The organism is Spirochaeta cellobiosiphila DSM 17781 (assembly GCF_000426705.1).
Lineage (GTDB): Bacteria > Spirochaetota > Spirochaetia > DSM-17781 > DSM-17781 > Spirochaeta_E > Spirochaeta_E cellobiosiphila.
Genome location: NZ_KE384555.1, coordinates 204,439 through 223,351 on the forward strand (window position 1 = coordinate 204,439; position 18,913 = coordinate 223,351).

The following is an 18,913-nucleotide window of genomic DNA, read 5'->3' on the forward strand; positions in this document are numbered from 1 at the left end:
TTTAGAAGGGCTTTCTAAAAGTTTTAGAAGGGCCTTCTAATTTCTTATTCAAGCGTGAAGAGAGGTGTCGATGACCAGGAAAAGGGAACAATTGATTAACTAAGCCAGGAAGAACTTGAAGGGGACAGGATATTTCTATAATCTCAGTTATGATTATGCGCACAAAGATATTTGTTATTACTATGATAGGTCTCTTAGCTTATTCCTCCTTTGGAGAGAATCCAGAAGAGCTTCTTACCAGCTTTCAAGTGCAGGAAAACTATCCTTTAGTGAAAGTCCTATTCCACACAGAAAATAAAGATCTCCTCGATTGGAGTGTCATGAATACTGTAGCAGCTAATATCAATGCCCATAAAGAAGCAGAGGAATATGTTCATCTCTATGGAAGGTATTCCTTTTTTACCATTGATTTTTTACAAAAGACAGAACGAAGGGGTACAGAGTATCTTAGCTATACTCATTCCCTCAGTGATTTAAGTTTGTCCAGGAATGATTCCAACTTCCCCTATGCCATGGGTGTTCAATCCAATAGTAATGGGGATGTCGCTTTTTCAGCCTTCCTTCTCTCTGCCTATTTGCAGGAGAAATTCCCTCAGATAAAGAAAAATGATGATATTTTTGTAGATATAGAACCTAAAGAAATGTCCAGATTGGTAGCAAACCTCATCATATCTCCTGGTCGGGCCGTATCCTATCTTAGTGAGGACAATCCTTTTGCCAAGGAACATTATCGAATTAGTGCGTTCCTTCTCTATGCTTTAGATACGCTTATAGTGGCCCCTCTGTTGTACTCTCCTTTCATGGAAGGGGACAACAATACAAAATGGGGAGTTGCTGCTGCCAGTTTTACCTCCCTTAGCCTGAATAGGGTATTTTGGTATTTTGTATTTAAGAACGACGTGAAGCGTTACAATGATATTGCCAATTCTTCCTATCGAATTCCAAGGTTTTTACAATGAACATTATAATTGATGATTTGAGCTCTATAGAGATTCGCTCCCTTATCACTCATCACTTAAGTGAGATGAAAGCCGGCAGTCCTCCCGACAGTGTTCATGCCCTCGACCTAAACGCCCTCCAGGATAGCTCGGTAACAGTATGGAGTGTCTGGGAAGGGAATCAGATTGCCGGTTGTGGAGCACTAAAAGAACTATCCCCGACATGGGGAGAACTCAAGTCTATGAGAACAGCTCCTTCTTTTTTACGAAAGGGAATAGCCTCTCTTCTCTTAGATCATATGATAGATACAGCCAGGGAAAGGGGGTATACAAGGTTAAGTCTGGAGACGGGCTCTGATTCCTCCTTTATACCTGCTCATAAATTATACCAGAGGAAAGGTTTTCATTTCTGCCGCCCCTTCGGGGAGTATAAGGAAGATCCTCATAGCTATTACATGACCAAGGAATTATAAATGAAGTATAACACTGTATTGTTTGATGTAGATAATACCCTTTTTGATTTCACAGCGGCCGAATTGGAGGCCCTATCAAAGCTCTTACAACACTATGGAGCCGAGGCTAATGAGGAGAATATTGCCGTATATCATCGGATTAATAACAAGCTCTGGAAGGATCTGGAAGATAAGAAAACCACAGCAAAGGATCTAAAGCTTAGGCGTTTTGAACTTTGTTTTGACGAATTAAACATTCACACTAGTGATACCATTGACAGAATTAGCCAACAATACATTGAATACTTAGGGCAGGGGCGTCAACTCATGCCCTATGCAGAAGAATTGTGTCGAACCCTCTATGAGAACCAAATAGAGATTATAATCGCCACCAATGGTCTCACTCAAGTTCAATATAGTCGCTTAGAAGGATCTCCCATAAAAGATTTTATCAAGACTATCATTATCTCAGAAGAGATCGGCTATGCAAAACCGGAGTTAGCCTATTTTGAGTACGCCCTTGGGAAAAGTACAACGAAGCATCCCGGGGAATGTCTAATGGTAGGAGATAAGCTTAGTGCGGATATATTAGGTGGCTTAAGGGCAGGAATGGATACCTGTTGGTATAATCCTGAAGGAGTCCCTAACGAATCTGATATTAAGCCCCATTATGAAGTAAAAGATTTGAGGGACATCCTTAAGATTTGCCTTTAAAAAAATACTGATCTTAGGAATAGACCTAAGATCAGTAAATGATTAGTTGCTTAGAAAAGAATTAATCTATTAAGCCTCTATGTCTTAACAAAGGAGTGATATCAGGATCTGCTCCTCGGAAATCACGGAAGAATTGATTAAGATCACCACTATTTCCACGGGATAGTATAAGTTCTCTAAACCGCTGTCCATTCTCTCTTGAGAGGCCGCCATTCTCTTCAAACCATTGGAAGGCGTCTGTATCTAACATTTCCGCCCATAAATAGGCATAATAACCGGCAGAATAACCGTGTCCCCATATATGGAGGAAATAACTGGACCTGTACCGGGGAAGGATTTGAGGAAGCTCAGAAACGAACTCTTTTAGAGCATTGTTTTCAAATTCTTTTACATCCTTGACTGTTGTTCCCACACTTAAGCTATGCCATTCCTGATCTAATAAGGCGGCTTGTAGAAATTCACTTAATGCGTAACCCTGGTTGAATTTGGATGATTTCTTAACCTTATCCACTAAAGCCTGGGGCATTAGCTCCCCTGTTTTATAGTGTTTGGCATAGTTAGCAAAGACTTGAGGATGAAGGGCCCAGTGCTCATTGATCTGGGAAGGTAATTCTACAAAGTCTCTGGGAACATTTGTTCCTGACAAACTGGGGTAATGCTGATCTGCAAAGAAGCCGTGTAAAGCATGACCAAACTCATGGAACATGGTCTCTACATTATCAAAGGAGAGAAGACTTGGGTCTGTTCCTTTGGGTTGGGGGAAATTACATATATTGTAGATAACTGGTTTATGCCCTAGTAGATGGGATTGCTCTATAACATTCCCCATCCAGGCGCCGCCCCCTTTTTCATCCCTTTTGAACAAGTCAACATAGAATAAACCAATAGCACTATCATCTTCATTGAATAATTCAAAGACCCGTACGTCTTTATGATAGACAGGAATGTCAAAGCGTTCTTTACAGCTAATGCCATATAGTTCCTTTGCCGCATAGAAGACCCCATCCTCTAATACTTTGTTTGCTTCAAAGTAAGGTCGGATGTCCTTTTCTTCTAAACCGTACTTTTCTTTCCTTAAGAACTCAGCATAATAATTCCAGTCCCATCCTTCCAGAGTAAGACTATCCCCCTGGGCCGCTACCGTCTTTTGGAGGTCTTCTGCTTCCTGTTTGGCTTTGGGAATGGCCGGTGTGGTTAACTTGGCTAATAAACCTCTGGCCGCTTCTGGTGTCTTAGCCATTTGGTCCTGTAATTGCCATTCAGCAAAGGTCTTATAGCCCATGAGCTGGGCTTGTTCTGCCCGGATCTCTGCTATACGGATGAGGATCTTCTGGGTATCATATTCATCCCCTTTTTCCGTACGAGTGATTGACTTCTCATATAGTTTTTTACGAGTTTCTCTCTTGGATAGAGAAGCCATATCTGGTTGTTGAGTGGTATTAAGAAGGGGGATGTAATAACTGGTTTTCCCGGCGTCTTCTTTTTTATAAGCTTCAATATCCTGTTCTGATAGTCCGGCCAGGTCTGCAGAATCACTTACCTCCAGTCCCCCCTTTTGATTAGCAATAAGCAGTTTATTCTCGAATTGGGCACAGAGCAGAGCTTCTTCTTCGTTCAAAGTTTTCATTCGTTCTTTTTGTTCAGGACTTAACTCAGCCCCTGCTAGAACAAATTTTTGATAATAATATTCTACTAAACGAATAGATTCCTCGTCTAAGGAAAGGGTATTCCGTTGTTCATAGATTTGTTTCACTCGACCAAAGATCTGGTCATTGAGGAATAAAGTGTCAGAGAGATTGGCTAACTTGGGAGCCATTTCTTCTTCTAAGTTCTGTATTTCCGTATTGGTATGGGCACCAGCCAGGAGATAAAAAGGTCCTTGCACCCGGTTAAGTAATTGACCACTCTTCTCTAAGGCAACAAAGGTGTTCTCAAAAGTTGCTTCTTCAGAGTTCTGTGCAATAGCCTCTATATCTTTGAGTTGCTCTTGAATACCTAGCTCCAGGGCTGGTTTAAAATGTTCCGTTTTGATGAGTCCAAAATCAGGAGCTCCATAAGCTAAGGAACTTTCATTCAAGAGAGGATTCTGTTCAGACATATCTATTTCCTTATTTATTAAAAATGTACGTATTAGGGTGATAACATACTACTGTATGGCCCATTAGACAATAATAGTTTCAACTATGGCAATTAGAGAATCTGAGCATTAGACTCATAAGTATCAATACTAATATTTATGAGGGTTTCAATGCTAAAAAACATGAAGATACGTACTAAGCTAATACTGATTACGTCCCTACTCCTTGGAATCAGTATGGTTTTCATCTCAGTTATTTTGCTAACTCAGTCAAAAGCTTTGTACCAGGAACAAACGATACAACGAATAGAACAGTTAGCTAAAGCACACTCTTCAGACTTTAGTAATAAACTAAACCCTATTATCACAAAACTGTTTTCCTTAAGTTATGTGTTTCAAGCTAATATAGAGACCCCTCAAGATAAAACAGGAGCCCATTTACATAAGACCTTGATTCGTTTTTTTGACGATAGTGATAGCCTATTAGCTTTTAACCAATGGTGTATTGTTATGCCGGGATATATCAATGATCATGATTTAAGAGGAACGGATGAAGATATCTATTCAAATTGGTTCGACTCTGGAGTAAGGCGATGGGAGGGGGAGGAATTAATTACCAATAGTATTGATTATGATCCTTTCATGTATGATAGTTGGTGGACTATCCCTTTCAATACCCAGGAGTTAACCATAACGGAACCTTATCATTGGGACTATGGAGGAGCTATCGGAGACGTTTTTGAGACATCCCTATGCCTGGCAATAACCTATGAAGGGAAGAGTGTCGGTGTTTTGGGTTACTCTATGGATTTGAATTATTATCAGGAAGAAATAGATAAGATCAATCCTTATAAGGATAGTTTTGCCTATCTCACAACGAGAAAAGGAACCATAGTTGGCTATCAACCTAATCAGTTGGGCCAGAACATTCATGATGTCTTTCCTTTTTTTGATTCTACCAATATAGAAGATTTTCGATTACTGGAAAATGATGGTTATTGGCATATATCTGTGCCTTTAAACATTAATTATCTAGAGGAACAATGGCTTCTCACATTAGCCATACCGGAAAAGGAAGTGTTCGCTCCCTTTCAAAGGATGCAGTGGCTTGTCATTTTTATTGTGGTGGTTGCACTGGTCATTATCATTACCGCTATATTTTTTATTAGCGCGACTATTTCAAAACCCATTACCCAGGTAGCTAAGATGGCAACTTTGTTATCAGAAGGAGATCTTACTCAGCAAATCAGATTACGTTCAGGAAAGGATGAGGTTAGCGAATTAGTGAAAGCAATGAAAACCATGGGGGATAAACTAAAAGATATCGTTGAAAACATCGTATCCTCTGTTGATTATGTAAGCAAAGGAAGCGCCCAAATCAGTGAGAGTGCTCAATACGTTTCTCAGGGAAGCATCTCTCAGGCAACGGGAGCAGAAGAGGTATCAGCCTCCATTGAAGAAATCACGGCCAGTATACAGAATAATACTGAGGATGCCTTAAAAACAAAGAGAATAGCCATAGATGTCTATAACGATGCCCAACAAACGGAACAAGCTATCATGCAGACAGTCAATTCTATGAAGAACATTGCTCAAAAGATAAATATTATTGAAGAAATAGCAAGACAGACAAACTTATTAGCTCTTAATGCAGCCATTGAAGCCGCTAGAGCAGGAGAGTTTGGAAAAGGTTTTGCCGTCGTGGCTGGAGAAGTCAGAAAGCTCTCAGAAAAAAGTGCAGAGGCGGCAGGAGAGATAGGTTCTCTGAGTATAGAATCCCTTGATATCGCTGAAAAGACAGGAGAGTTGTTAAATAAACTGACCCCGGATATTAGGACAACAAAAACATTAGTGGAACAAATCAGTATCGCCAGTGGTGAACAGAAAATTGGAGTGGAACAGATTAATATGGCGATCCAGCAGCTGGATGAGGTCATCCAGCAAAACTCTTCTTCTTCAGAAGAATTAGCCGCTACGGCAGAAGAGCTATCCTCCCAGGCTTTGGAACTCCAGGATATGGTACGGTATTTTAAAATCAAGTAGGGTTATGATGGCCTACTTGATTTGCTGAAAAACAAAACGCCCTTGAATATTATCTATTTCATGGTGATAGATAAAATTATTGCCCTCCAGCTGGGAGACTTCATTCATAATATGTGGCAGTTCTTCCTGTGTAACAATCACATTGATAATGGTTCGACGTCTTTGGGAGAATCCTCCTATGACCGTAGACTTAGTAAAAGTACGATCCGGAAAAATCTGCTGGAGAATCCGGATCACATCAAAAGGCCTATTAGTATTGATCGTGACATTAGAGAAGCGATACCGTTTATAGATTTCATTAACAGTTGATGCTCCTACAAATACAAAGATAACCGTATAGATTAAGGTATTAGCTAACTCACCTACATCATGATACTTGAGATAATTAAGTAGCAAACCATAGGACATAGAAATTATTCCTGCCACTATGCTGATTGTACCTACAGGTTTACGAAGTTTTTCTGAAAAATACACGCCAATAATATCTTCATCACCAGTGGACCCTCTATTCATCAAGGAGAGTGCTTTTCCTATACCTGAGACAATAGCTCCAAAGAGAACGAGGACAAGACGTTCATTTTCCGGTTCTGGAGAAGCCACTTCCAGAGAGGGTAAAAAGATTAGTAATAAGGAGACCGTCACTAAGGTTAACATAGTTTTGATACTAAAGATCTTACCTATTTTGACAAAAGAGAATATCAATAGAAGGAATTGAAAGATAATGTACAATAGGATGAATAAGCGATCCGATTCAAAGAAATAGGAACTAGCCAGGGCTATCCCTTCTGTCCCTGTCATAATGATCCCTGAAGGCATGATAAAGTATTTGATAGCAAAAGCATAAATAACTCCTGCGACAATAGGTATGACACAGGTTTTAATACGCTGAGAATGTTGTTTAAGCATAAAAAACGTCCTTAGTGGTGAACGGGAATGTTGAAATAAAAAGTACTACCTTCCCCTACTGTTGACTCTACCCAAAGTTGTCCTTTATGTCGATTGGCTATCTTCGTACAAATAGCTAATCCTAAGCCATTACCGTCATATTCTGACTTACCATGGAGGCGTTGAAAGATTATGAATATTTTTTCCTGATACTCCTTACTGATTCCAATGCCATTGTCTTTTACATAAAAAGTATATTGATCCGCCTCCTCTGTATAACCGACTTCTATAACAGGTTTACGATCAGGAGCTTGAAACTTCATGGCATTGCCTATGAGGTTTTGATAAAGCTGAGTTAGCATGGAAGCCATGCCCAGAACCATAGGGAGGTCCTTTTTAACGATCCTGGTTTTGCTTTCCTTGATTTTTACATCCAGTTGTGTGAGGGCCGCCGTAAGAACCTCATTCATATCTACAATCTCTAGTTCTATCTGATTATTCATTATCCGGGAATAACTTAAAAGATCCCGGATAAGGTTCTGCATCCTCATAGCCCCATCGGTAATATAATAAATATATCGCTTAGCCTTTTCATCTTCTATGTCCACAAATTTCTTACTGAAGAGTTCTGTAAAGTTTAGGATTTTACGAAGAGGTTCCTGTAAATCGTGGGAGGCGACATAGGCAAATTGCTCTAGATCACTATTGGACTTCTGGAGTCCATCCATTGTATTTAAAAGTTGCTTTTGAATCTCTTCCTCCTTTTCTATTTGCTGGTTAATGTCATCAAGCATCTGATTGAAGCTATTAACAAGGACACCTAATTCATCCTCTCGCTTAATTGAGCTTCTATGTTCCAGATGCCCCTTTCCCACCTCCCGGGATAAAGCAACTAATTCAAAGAGCGGCTTAAAAATACTTTTGTTAATATAATAATAAGTACCTATAGATAAACAGAGCAAAGCAATAGTTATAAATATTACTGTGATCACAATGCGGCTCTGAAGAATATCAACCCTATCTATCATGAGGTAAACATAGGATTGGGCATTATTAGACATATCCTGAGATAAATTCAAAAACATAACTGTCAGATGGGTTAAATAATCCTGAGAATCCTTAGTGGGAGTGATCCGATAAGTAATGATTTGTTCAAACAAATTTTTTAAAATCGGCATTTGATCTTTGAACTTACGAAGGGCATATTCCGGATTTGGATCTTTAAGAAGTAATAACTCACTCTGATCAAACTCATCATAAAGAAGAAACCATCGATTGATAGAACTTTTGGTTTTGGTAGCCGAGTATTCAAAAGCCAGTATGGTCAAATTTCGAATGTTCTTTTCGATTTCAAGGGCTTCCTTTTTGTATATACGCCATTTTTCTACAGAATGAAAAGCAAATGCCATATAAAAGGCCGCTGTAATGAGGAGGAGGAATTCACAAATACCAAGAAGGAGAAACTTTTTTTTGAGTGTCATATACTATTCCCTTATTATTGTAACCCCCTGAGGATTAACTTCATTTAACCAGGAATCATCTATAATGCTTTTAAAATCAAGATCAACCTTTTTGTCATGTCTATTAATCCAGCGGAGTTGATTCTCCATAGCAAAAACAAGCGATTGAGGTAAGGAAAGAGTATAAAAATGTCTGGTCCAGCTATAATCCATATAAGCTTCATCTAAATGGAAACGTTCCATCAGAATTGATTTACTGGATTTTTCATTATTTCTTAAATACTCAACGCCCTTTTTAATAGCACTTAGTAATGATATTGTTTGCTTATGATGGGTATCCAACCATCCTTTATCAGCAATCAATAGAAAGTAAAAGGGGTTACCCCTTTGCCCTTCCAGTATCGTATAATCGCCCTTCCAGTCCTGGGCAAGATTGTAAATATTGGGATTCCAGGAATAGACAGCGTCCACATTATCCGCTAGAAGGTTAGCTTCCATCTCTGGGGGATTCATATCGATTAGCTCTACTTGATCCATGGTTATCCCATTGAGAAGAAGATGACTTTCTAAGATATACTCTGAAGCACTGCCTCTGGTCGTACCAATGCGATGACCTAATAGGTCATTTATAGTATTGATGTCTGGATCATAGGGTATAAAGAATTCAATAATCTCAGCCGTACTTAGAACAGCAAGGATTCGAACATTATCAGCATAATTAGGATTCGAGAGAATAACTGAGTCTGAGGCTGTAGTAATTTTGGTATTTCCCGCTTTTAAGTCTTCAAAGGCTAATTTACCAGAATCAAACTCAATGAATCGAAGCTTCAAACCTTCCTCATTCATATATCCTAGTTGATCAGCGACATAGATAGGAGCTGATACCTCACCTTTGTATAGGGATATTTCCAGGATATCCATCTCATTTGGTTTCTTTTGACATCCTAAGACAAGCATAAATAGTAAAGTAAAAGTCATTAACTTTGATATGAATTTATACTTTTTCATAAGCCAATTATAGGATCTCAATATTTATTTTGCAAAATATCAAAAATATTTGATTTTCTCCAATACATGCATATACTCAAAATTATACATGTTTTGTTCTCTTTCTGTTAAGGAGTTATAACTATGGATACTGGACAAATTAATGTCCTATTAGCCGATGATGATGAAGCAGATGTGGAACTTATGATTGATTTATTTGAAGAGTCAAAAATCAAACTTAATCTTTCTGTTGTGTCCGATGGTGTACAAGTCATGAACTTCGTTAGAAAAGTGGATCAGTATATTGATAGTAGTACCCCAGATCTAATTTTGCTAGATCTGAATATGCCTCGTAAAAGCGGAAGAGAAACACTTGAAGAGATTAAATCTGATTCTAAGCTCAGACATATTCCTGTTGTCATACTAACCACTTCAGATTCTAATATTGATATAGTAAAAAGTTATACATCTGGAGCCAGTTGCTATATAACCAAACCAGTAGGTTTGGAACAGCTAAGACAAGTGGTATCCTCTATAGAAAATTTTTGGTTTTCTATTGTTAAGTATCCACAACCTTAAGGAAAGTAAAATGGTTGTTGTAGATGAGAGACAGAATTTAGAGATCCTCCTTATAGATGACGATCAGGGAGATATATTCTTCTTAGAAGAAACCCTTTCAGAGATTCCCAATTACTCCTTTAAGGTACAATCTGCAGACTCTTTGAGCTCAGGGCTTCAAATCCTTCAATCAGCACCTATTCAATTGGTCTTTCTTGATTTACTACTCCCTGATTCGCAAAATCTGACATCCATTAAAAAGATTCGGGAAATATCTGATGATATCCCCATAATTGTGACCACAGGTATGGATAACTTATCCCTTTCCATGACAGCTATGGACGAAGGAGCCCAGTTCTATCTTGTTAAAGACAAGATTAATGTTGAACTATTGCTTCAGTCTATAACCTTTGCTTTAAATGCCAAGGAAACCTATCTCAACAGTCGACTCAACAATCAAATCAAACATCTAATGGATCAAAGCCTGGATGGTCAACTAGTCGTAGGACATGATAAAAGAATTGCCTATATGAATCCTGCCGCTACCAATATATCCCTCCAGGCAGATATTAATTTTGATACTTTGATAGAAGAGATCAAGAACAAGACTGTGGACAATCAATTGGAAGTACTAAATCATTATGGTGATAATCATATTTATGAGCTAAAAGAAGATAATATCGTTTGGGATGGAGCAGATGCCACCATGTATTCCTTAAGAGATGTCACTGAGCATATTCAGCAGAAAAGGCAATTGGCAGAGGCCCTGGACATGAATAAAAAACTTCTAAGAGAATTGAAGCATAGAGTCATTAACAGCTTTACCTTATTATCCAGTATGGTAAGTATTATGATGACGGATAAGAATTCTGCAGAAGCCAATTCCCCATTAGCAGAAATTGAAAAACGAATTGATGCGATGGCAGAACTCTACCATATCGTCTATATAAGCGATGATATTACATCCATGAGCCTTTACTTATATATGGATAATCTGACTAAACATATGACAGAGGATAGGGTTCAATTAACGAATCATACAGAAGATATTAACATTTCCTCAGCCAAAGCTTTATTGCTGGGATTAATATTCGTCGAACTCTTCACCAACTCTGTTAAACATGGTTTTCCCGATGGTCAAAAAGGTCATATTCATATCAATATTACCCAACAGGATGATAATGTGCATATCCTGTATAAAGATGATGGAATCGGATTACCTGAAGACTTTAACCCGGAAGAATCAGACTCTTATGGTATGACCGTCATCAGTGGTTTAACAAAGCAGCTAGAAGGGGAACATCAAATGTATAATGATAAAGGATTAACCTTTAAAATGAGTTTCCCCCTCCAGACAGATTAGGGATCCATCAAAGATATACTGCCATCACTGTTATAGAAAAACTCTCTTACCTTAACATTACGTTTGTGGTTTATTCCTCCAGATAGCTCACAATCATGATAGAAGAGGTACCATCTATTCTGGAATTCCACTATGGAATGGTGAGTTGTCCAGCCTAACACAGGATTCAGTATTCGTCCTCTGTAAGTAAAAGGACCTAAAGGATTAGTACTGGTAGCGTAAACCAAATAATGAGTTGTCCCTGTGCTATAGGAGAGATAATACAAATCTTTATATTTATGAACCCAGGGATCTTCAAAATAACGTCGATCCTCATCACCTGCTTTGAGAGGATTACCCTCTTCATCAAGAATTTGAATAGGAACAGGTGAATGAGCGACTTCCAGCATATTGTCTTTTAATTTAGCACCGATAGGACATAGTGCTTTTTCTTCAGGGCCTGGTTCTTTGTCGTCTGGATTAAAAGAGCCACTCCTCCAGTTTTCTAGTTGTCCCCCCCATAATCCTCCAGAATAGAGATATACAGATTTATCATCATCTTTAAATACAGCAGGATCAATAGAATACATTTCTTTAATAGGCTCTGGTTCTGCCTTAAAAGGTCCTCCAGGTTGGTCTGAAACAGCAACACCTACTCTAAATATATCTTCCTTATCTTTGGCTGGAAAATACAAATAATATTTGCCATCCTTCTCCATAGCATCTGGTGCCCACATTTGTTTTGTAGCCCAGGGAACTTGATCAACATGAAGAGCCAAGCCATGATCGACAACTTCTCCTGGAATGGAGTCCATACTAAAAACATGGTAATCTTCCATTTCATATTGAGTACCCAGGTCATCTTGATCTTTATCGATATCTCTATCATGGGATGGATATAAATAGACCCTACCCTGAAAAACCTTGGCAGAAGGATCTGCTGTGTACATATGAGTAATAAGGGGTTTATCTTGCATTAAGCCTCTCCTGATTCAAATAGAATAAAGCTAGTGTAAAAAGGATTGGCTAAGGTATATAGCGGTTAAAGAACCTCTTTGACTCTGGTGTTTTGCCTGTTCTGATCCTAGGGTAGTTCAACTATTAGTCACTAGGTATTTTCCCCTATGCTAGACCTTATTAGATAGTTTCCATTGTATGGCAAATTGTCTTAATTCACTAGAGGAGCGTAAGTTAAGCTTATTTTTCAAATGATCTTTATGGGTTTCAATGGTTTTTACTGATAGATTCAGCTTTTCGGCTATCTCCCGGGAACTGTAGCCAAATCCTATTAACTCAAAGACATGAAACTCTCTGTCACTCAAATCACTAACATCGGAAGGACTGTCCCTGGTTGAACTAGAAATCATCCGTTCCAATAAACGTTCCTTCACATCATCACTCACATATATCTTGCCTAGAAGAATTGATTCAATAGCATCAAATATCTTAGTGGGGGCAGCTTGCTTCATAACATACCCCTTAGCACCAGCATGAAGGGCTCTTTCAGCATAAAAGCTTTCATCATGCATCGACAGAACCAGGATCTTCAAATGGGGAAACTCCCTTAACAAGTCTTTGATAAGATCAAGACCATTAGAATCTTGTAAGCTTATATCAACTAGTATGATATCCGGAATCTCACGACGTACAACGGCCAAGGCTTCCCAGGAAGAGGCTACTTCTCCTAATATTCGCCAGTTCTCGACACTTTTAATTAGTTGTACAAGACCAGCTCTGAAAATAGGATGATCTTCAACGATAAGGATCTGTTTAATTAGATTGGAATAAGTGCTCATACGGCTCTCCTTTAGGTTTAATACAGGTAATTATGGTGCCTTCACCTTCTTGACTGTGGATATGAAGATAAGCCCCCAAAGCTTCAGCTCTATGACGCATAGAATGAAATCCTATCCCTTGAATATTCTTGATACTTTTTGTCTCAAAACCACAACCATCATCACTAATGGATAACTTAATATGGAATTCCGTTTCACTAATCTCTACCAGAATAGATTGGGAATGGCTATGTTTAATGGCATTTTGTAGCGCCTCTTGAGTGATTCGATAGAGATTAAGGCAATCAGACTCGTTGAGACGAGGTGAGATATCTTCCTGATAAAACTTTGTTACTACAGGAATCCCATATTGAATACTGACTTTCTGACATAGCTCCTCAATACCATATTGGAGACCACTCTCAGATAAAACTGTGGGAAATAAACTATGTGATACTTTACGGGTAATATCCAGGGTCTCATCCATCAACTGGGATATTCTCAAGGCATCATCTGCTAATTTGTTGTCCTGTTTGGCTAAGGTTCTTCCCAAGACTTGTGTCAACATGGACACCCCCCCCATACGCTGGCAGATATCGTCATGAAGCTCCTGACCGAATAAACGTCGCTCCCTGTCTGTAATTTGGAGAGTCAGGGCCTGGAGATCCTTATTTCTGTTGATTTCCTGTCTTAATTGATCGTTGAGGTATTTCAGTTCTTTGGTTCTCTCCTGGACTTTTTTTTCAAGAACCATACGAAAATCCTCTTTATGCTGGATAAACTGAATGCTATTAATAGCACTGCGAAGCTGTTGAGTCACAGCTAACAAATTCGATACAGGGATATGTTCTTTCTTCAGATAGACAACATATCCGAAGTGACTTGTTCCATGAAATAAGGACATAACCACTAAAGGATGGGTCATGGATCGATTTATCATTTCAGGGGGAAGTAGCTTTGTAGAGTCAAATAATTGGTTTATATAGGAAGCCCCTAAGGTATTATTTGTCTCATGTACATATATTAACTGAGATTGCGTTTGGGATATAGCCTTAACGATATACAATTCATCAATCATTAACTTGGATAACTGATCATCCAAAATAGCATAAAGACAGGGAAAATCAAAAGAAGTTAAGAGTTCACTAGTAGTTGAGAGAAGATTGCTAATATTGGTTTGATTAACTTCCAGCCTTTTTATGAGATTCTTATGATGAGCTTGATTTACCTGCCTCATCCAGCACTTTAAATAATCACTTAATACCTGGTAATTACCAGAGTGATACCTTTTTAACAGATCATCAAGTAAGTCATTTAGACTATATAGATCAAAGGGAATATCACTGAGCTTCCAATAATCAATTAATAAGTGTTCTAATTGGCTAAAGAGGTCCTTTACTTCAACGAGAGATAAGGATGAAGAGGTCATCTCCAGTGTTATTTTTATCAGATTACGACTGGTTAGAGAAAGATCTACTCTGTCATGCCAGTAATCAAGGATTTGTCTGGTAAAACTATCCTCACTGGAATGATTTAGACAACCACAGGATCTTCTAAGAAATAATTCAGATTCTAAAAGGATAAGATTATCGGGCATTTGGCCTTCATCAATCCAGTTAATCATGGCCTGAGCTGCTTCATGTCCCATAAGATAACAAGGTTGGGCTACCGTCGTAAGCTTAGGTTCATTTAATCGGGATTCTTCACTGTTATCGTATCCACATAGAGATATATCTTCTGGAACTCGATAACCTTTTTCTAAAAGAACATTCAATGCTCCCAAAGCCATATCATCGTTAGCCCCGATCACCCCATCAAAGGATACTTTTTTCTCTAGTATTTTAACCATTGCCTCAGCCCCAGAGGAGGAAAGGAAATTCCCATTTTTAACAACTAATGCCTCATTATATGGTAACTGATGCTTAATGAGAGCCTGTTTATACCCAGAAAGTCGATCTTGAGCCTCTTGATGTTTATCAGGACCAGATAAAAAAGCAATGTTTCTCCGCCCATGGTCCTCTATCAGATGCGTCACAATCTGCTCAATACTTCGGGCATTATCAGAGACAAGAGATGGGATACCAGGGACCGCCCCCCCTATACTTATGGTGGGTATATTCTGGGGAAAGGACGAATAGAAATCTCTTATGTACTCGATACTTGCAAAAGTACTTAAAGATCCTGTTATACCTATAATACCATCAAGTTCAGCTTCTCTGGCTAAGTCATACAGAAAGTTTGATTGTTGATCGAGAACCTGAGGAGAATCAATTCGTTCGCCTAAAAAATATATTAAAGATATACTGGACTTCTTAAAAGCACCTTCAATCCCTTTGCTGACAGTATATTGGTAATGTTCGTCAGGACTAGCTGAAAATACCCCCACCCTTTTCATGAGCAAATTGTATAGTGGTTATGGCTACAACACAAGAAGAAATCAAACTATTCCCTTATCAGTGAAATAACCTATAGATAAACCAGAACTTTTGCCAATTATCAAATCCGCAAAAGGGTTGAACAATAAGTCATCAATATTAGGAGGCTTATGGTGAAAAGATTACTATTATTCACACTTATCCTAAGTTTTACTGTCCTTACCAGTCCTTTAATGGCTGAAGGGCAACAGGATAAAAACAGTGGAAAAACAACCATAACATGGTGGGCTCTCTCTGGCGGCGGAGGAGCTGATGATGTTAGGGAAAAATGGAGAAAAGAACTTATTAGCACTTATGAAGCGTCTCATCCCAATGTCAACATAGAACTAACTATGATGGATGTGGAATCTTTCAAGCAAAAGATCCAGGTAGCTATCCCTGCGGGAAATGCTCCTGACCTATTTGCTTCTTGGGGTGGAGGGGTAATGAATGAGTATGCAAAAGCTGGTGCTTTAAAAGACATAACACCCTATGTAAAGAAAGAGCTAGCCCCTTACATTGGTGCTGGAGCTTTATCAGTATATAGCTATCAAGGTCATTATTATGGCGCTCCCTATGATATGGGTGCTGTAGGAATGTGGTACAACAAGAAAATTTTTAAAGAATTAGGCGTTGACGTTCCCAAAACCTGGCCTGAATTATTAAACATTGTCAAAAAAGCAAAAGCGGCTGGATATGTACCTGTTGCTTTAGGTGGTGGAGACAGATGGCCAACTCATTACTGGTGGGTATACCTTGCTATGAGAATGGGAGGTCAAGAAGCCTTTGATAGAGTGGTAAGCGGTCAAGGTTCCTTTAATGACAAATCCTTTGTTCAGGCAGGAGAAAAACTTCTCGAATTAGCAGCCCTAGATCCTTTTCAGGAAGGTTATTTAGGATCCACTTATGATAACGAATCAGCTCTTATGGGTAATGGTAAAGCAGCAATGGAACTTATGGGACAATGGGCTCCCGGTGTTCAAGAAGCTAACTCTGAAACTGGAAAAGGCTTAGGAGATGACTTAGGCTGGTTTAACTTCCCATCTATACCAGGAGGTAAAGGTAAGAACACTGATGTTATGGGAGGTGGCGGCGGTTATGTTCTTAGTGCTGATGCACCAGAAGAAGCCAAAGATTTCCTCAAGTTCTTTTTAACTAAAGAAAACAACATGGCAGCATACGAAGTGGAAGGAGTTATTCCGGTTGTTAAAGGTGCAGAAGCTGCCCTTGAAGGACAACCTAATGCTCAGAAGATAGTTCAAGCTGTACAAGGTGCTGATTATTATCAGCTGTACTATGATCAATATCTTCCCCCAGCTGTGGGTGAAGCAGTCAAGGATGCCGCAACTGGTATACTAGCAGGTTTATATACACCTGCAGAAGCTGCAGCACTTATTGATGCTACATGGCAATCGGAAAAGTAATATTATAAGAGCGGAATTCTATTCCGCTCTTTTCTAACAAAAGGGAACAATTCATGACACTACAAGATTCGACTTGGGATACTATCAAAAAGTATGGAGTAGTTATCATATTGGTAGGGCCAGCCTTAGTATTATTCACAAGCTTAGTGGTCTTTCCTGTGATTCAAGCTAGTTACTACTCATTATTCAAATGGAAGGGTTTAGGTCCTTTATCAGACTTTAGGGGAATTCAGAATTTCATCCGCATGTTTAAGGATCCCATCTTTATTAAGGCCTTATGGAACAATGTGTTAATTGTTGGTTTTTCTTTAGTCGTTCAACTGCCAATAGCCTTCACATTAGCGTTACTAATTGGAAGAGAATCTTATCCTACGGCTATTATTCACAGGGGAATATTCTTCTTTCCTTATATCCTGGCAGAGATAGCCATTGGGGTTATTTGGAAATTTATCTATGATCCAGAGTTTGGGATTCCTACTATCATTGCGAGTCTAATCTTTGGAGAAGGAACAAAGATCGGTCTACTGGGTAATTTGGATACAGCTTTTATGGCTATTTTCCTGGTTATCTTTTGGAAATATGTGGGATTCCACATGATCCTCTATGTAGCAGGATTACAAAACGTTCCTATTGAATTGGAAGAAGCTGCTCTCATTGATGGGGCTAGTAAAGCTCAAATTATCGGGAATGTTATTATTCCTTGTATGAAAGGAACCATTATCATTTCGGCTTTTCTATCAGTTGTGGGAGCTTTTAATATATTCGATGTGGTATGGGCTATGGGTCAAGGTGGTCCAGCTCATTCAACGGAAACACTCGTTACATACTTATATAACTTCGGCTTTAAGAGATTTGCATTTGGATATGGTAGTGCTGTAGCCATCGTAATATTTCTTATTTGCCTAGTCTTCAATCTGCTCTATCAAAAATACGTAGTAGGAGGTCAAAATGACTAATGATTTAAACCCATCCCAAAGGAAAAGAAATTCCTACTACAAACTAATATTAGGGACTGTGGTGTCTTTGATGATGGTCTTTCCCATCTATGCCGTGATAATCGCCGGTTTTAAGACAAATGGACAAATATTGGCAGACCCCTTCGGTTTACCTTCTCCTTTTACCTTAGATGCCTATCGAATGATTCTAGGTAAATCGGCACAGTTTTGGAATTTTTTATATAACTCCGTATTTATTGCCTTTATTGAAAATGTCATTGTCATTGTATTATCCATGACAGCTGGAATAGCTCTGACCAAATTACGCTTTAAAGGTCGTTTATTCATCTATAATTTCTTTCTTATGGGTATGCTATTTCCTCTAACAGTAGCAGTCCTTCCTTTGTATCTTCAAATGAGAAATTTGGGATTATTAGGCAGTAGATTAGGTGTTATCTTAGCAGAAGGGGCATTTGCCTTTCCTTTAAGTATTTTTATTTTTTCAGGATTCTTTAGGGATATTCCTAATGAACTACATGAAGCTTGTAAAATTGATGGGGGGACTATTTTTACTTTTCTCTTCAAAATAGTTATTCCTATTTCAACATCTGTTATTGCAACAGTCGCTATCATTACCTTTATTCAAAGTTGGAATCAATTTTTACTTCCTTTACTAGTATTGAATGAAGCCAGACAATTTACGATCCCAATGGGGATTATGCAATTCCAAGGCCAGTTCTCAACAGGTTGGAACCAGATTATGGCCTTCATTAGCTTGTCAATTATCCCAATGGCTATTTTCTACTTTGCGGCACAGAAATTTATCGTAGCTGGACTTACTGCAGGAAGTGTAAAAGGATAGTTAAGTTTTTATTACCTTATCTAGCATTATAACTTCCCATAACTAAT

The 18,913-nt window shown here is 38.7% G+C and carries 16 protein-coding genes; 9 read left to right on the plus strand and 7 right to left on the minus strand.

Going from position 1 to position 18,913, the window contains the following annotated elements:
* Nucleotides 1-155 precede the first annotated feature (155 nt).
* Genes K345_RS0111270 through K345_RS0111280 form a run of 3 tightly spaced genes read left to right on the plus strand, consistent with a single transcriptional unit; the run spans nt 156 to nt 2,104 of the window.
* On the plus strand, nt 156-959 hold the full coding sequence (locus tag K345_RS0111270) for a hypothetical protein (protein ID WP_028974229.1): 804 nt from the start codon (nt 156-158) through the stop codon (nt 957-959).
* Nucleotides 956-1,411, plus strand: coding sequence for a GNAT family N-acetyltransferase (locus tag K345_RS0111275; protein WP_028974230.1), 456 nt, complete (start codon nt 956-958; stop codon nt 1,409-1,411). Before K345_RS0111270 ends, K345_RS0111275 begins: the two co-directional genes overlap by 4 nt.
* Nucleotides 1,412-2,104 (plus strand): YjjG family noncanonical pyrimidine nucleotidase, encoded by a 693-nt coding sequence (locus K345_RS0111280; protein WP_028974231.1) that lies wholly within the window; start codon nt 1,412-1,414, stop codon nt 2,102-2,104.
* Nucleotides 2,105-2,165: 61 nt separating this feature from the next.
* Here the strand turns inward: K345_RS0111280 and K345_RS20835 are convergent, their stop codons facing one another.
* A complete protein-coding gene (locus tag K345_RS20835) occupies nt 2,166-4,202 on the minus strand; it encodes a M3 family metallopeptidase (protein WP_083963742.1) in 2,037 nt (678 codons plus the stop codon).
* Between the two features lie 150 nt (nt 4,203-4,352).
* On the opposite strand from K345_RS20835, the gene K345_RS22410 reads away from it, so the two are divergent.
* Nucleotides 4,353-6,224, plus strand: a complete 1,872-nt coding sequence (locus K345_RS22410; RefSeq protein WP_053228248.1) for a methyl-accepting chemotaxis protein — start codon at nt 4,353-4,355, stop codon at nt 6,222-6,224.
* Nucleotides 6,225-6,236: 12 nt separating this feature from the next.
* Here K345_RS22410 and K345_RS0111295 read toward each other — a convergent pair whose 3' ends face one another.
* Genes K345_RS0111295 through K345_RS0111305 form a run of 3 tightly spaced genes read right to left on the minus strand, consistent with a single transcriptional unit; the run spans nt 6,237 to nt 9,577 of the window.
* The gene (locus K345_RS0111295) at nt 6,237-7,130 is read right to left on the minus strand and encodes a YitT family protein (RefSeq protein WP_053228249.1); all 894 of its coding nucleotides are present in this window, start codon (nt 7,128-7,130) and stop codon (nt 6,237-6,239) included.
* An 11-nt stretch (nt 7,131-7,141) separates the two neighbouring features.
* The gene (locus K345_RS20845; protein WP_053228250.1) at nt 7,142-8,590 is read right to left on the minus strand and encodes a sensor histidine kinase; all 1,449 of its coding nucleotides are present in this window, start codon (nt 8,588-8,590) and stop codon (nt 7,142-7,144) included.
* Nucleotides 8,591-8,593: 3 nt separating this feature from the next.
* A complete protein-coding gene (locus tag K345_RS0111305; protein WP_028974233.1) occupies nt 8,594-9,577 on the minus strand; it encodes an ABC transporter substrate-binding protein in 984 nt (327 codons plus the stop codon).
* 123 nt (nt 9,578-9,700) lie between these two features.
* Between K345_RS0111305 and K345_RS0111310 the strand changes: the two genes are divergently transcribed.
* Both K345_RS0111310 and K345_RS0111315 read left to right on the plus strand, forming a co-directional pair.
* Complete coding sequence (locus tag K345_RS0111310) at nt 9,701-10,135, plus strand: response regulator (RefSeq protein WP_028974234.1); 435 nt, start codon at nt 9,701-9,703, stop codon at nt 10,133-10,135.
* A gap of 10 nt (nt 10,136-10,145) precedes the next feature.
* The gene (locus K345_RS0111315; RefSeq protein ID WP_028974235.1) at nt 10,146-11,477 is read left to right on the plus strand and encodes a response regulator; all 1,332 of its coding nucleotides are present in this window, start codon (nt 10,146-10,148) and stop codon (nt 11,475-11,477) included.
* Here K345_RS0111315 and K345_RS0111320 read toward each other — a convergent pair.
* The 3 genes from K345_RS0111320 to K345_RS0111330 all read right to left on the minus strand — a co-directional run bounded on the left by K345_RS0111320 (nt 11,474) and on the right by K345_RS0111330 (nt 15,617).
* Nucleotides 11,474-12,433, minus strand: a complete 960-nt coding sequence (locus K345_RS0111320) for a glycoside hydrolase family 43 protein (protein WP_156888386.1) — start codon at nt 12,431-12,433, stop codon at nt 11,474-11,476. The two genes, K345_RS0111315 and K345_RS0111320, sit on opposite strands and share 4 nt — an antisense overlap.
* 150 nt (nt 12,434-12,583) lie before the next feature.
* Nucleotides 12,584-13,252, minus strand: coding sequence for a response regulator (locus K345_RS0111325; RefSeq protein ID WP_028974237.1), 669 nt, complete (start codon nt 13,250-13,252; stop codon nt 12,584-12,586).
* A complete protein-coding gene (locus tag K345_RS0111330) occupies nt 13,227-15,617 on the minus strand; it encodes a substrate-binding domain-containing protein (protein WP_028974238.1) in 2,391 nt (796 codons plus the stop codon). Before K345_RS0111330 ends, K345_RS0111325 begins: the two co-directional genes overlap by 26 nt.
* Nucleotides 15,618-15,779: 162 nt before the next feature.
* Between K345_RS0111330 and K345_RS0111335 the strand changes: the two genes are divergently transcribed.
* From K345_RS0111335 to K345_RS0111345, 3 genes are read left to right on the plus strand one after another with little or no spacing between them, the layout of a single operon-like run.
* Nucleotides 15,780-17,069, plus strand: a complete 1,290-nt coding sequence (locus K345_RS0111335; protein ID WP_245584623.1) for an ABC transporter substrate-binding protein — start codon at nt 15,780-15,782, stop codon at nt 17,067-17,069.
* A gap of 53 nt (nt 17,070-17,122) precedes the next feature.
* Nucleotides 17,123-18,025 (plus strand): carbohydrate ABC transporter permease, encoded by a 903-nt coding sequence (locus K345_RS0111340; RefSeq protein WP_028974240.1) that lies wholly within the window; start codon nt 17,123-17,125, stop codon nt 18,023-18,025.
* A complete protein-coding gene (locus K345_RS0111345) occupies nt 18,018-18,866 on the plus strand; it encodes a carbohydrate ABC transporter permease (RefSeq protein ID WP_028974241.1) in 849 nt (282 codons plus the stop codon). The genes K345_RS0111340 and K345_RS0111345 overlap by 8 nt, the downstream gene beginning before the upstream one ends.
* The last annotated feature ends 47 nt before the right edge of the window (nt 18,867-18,913 follow it).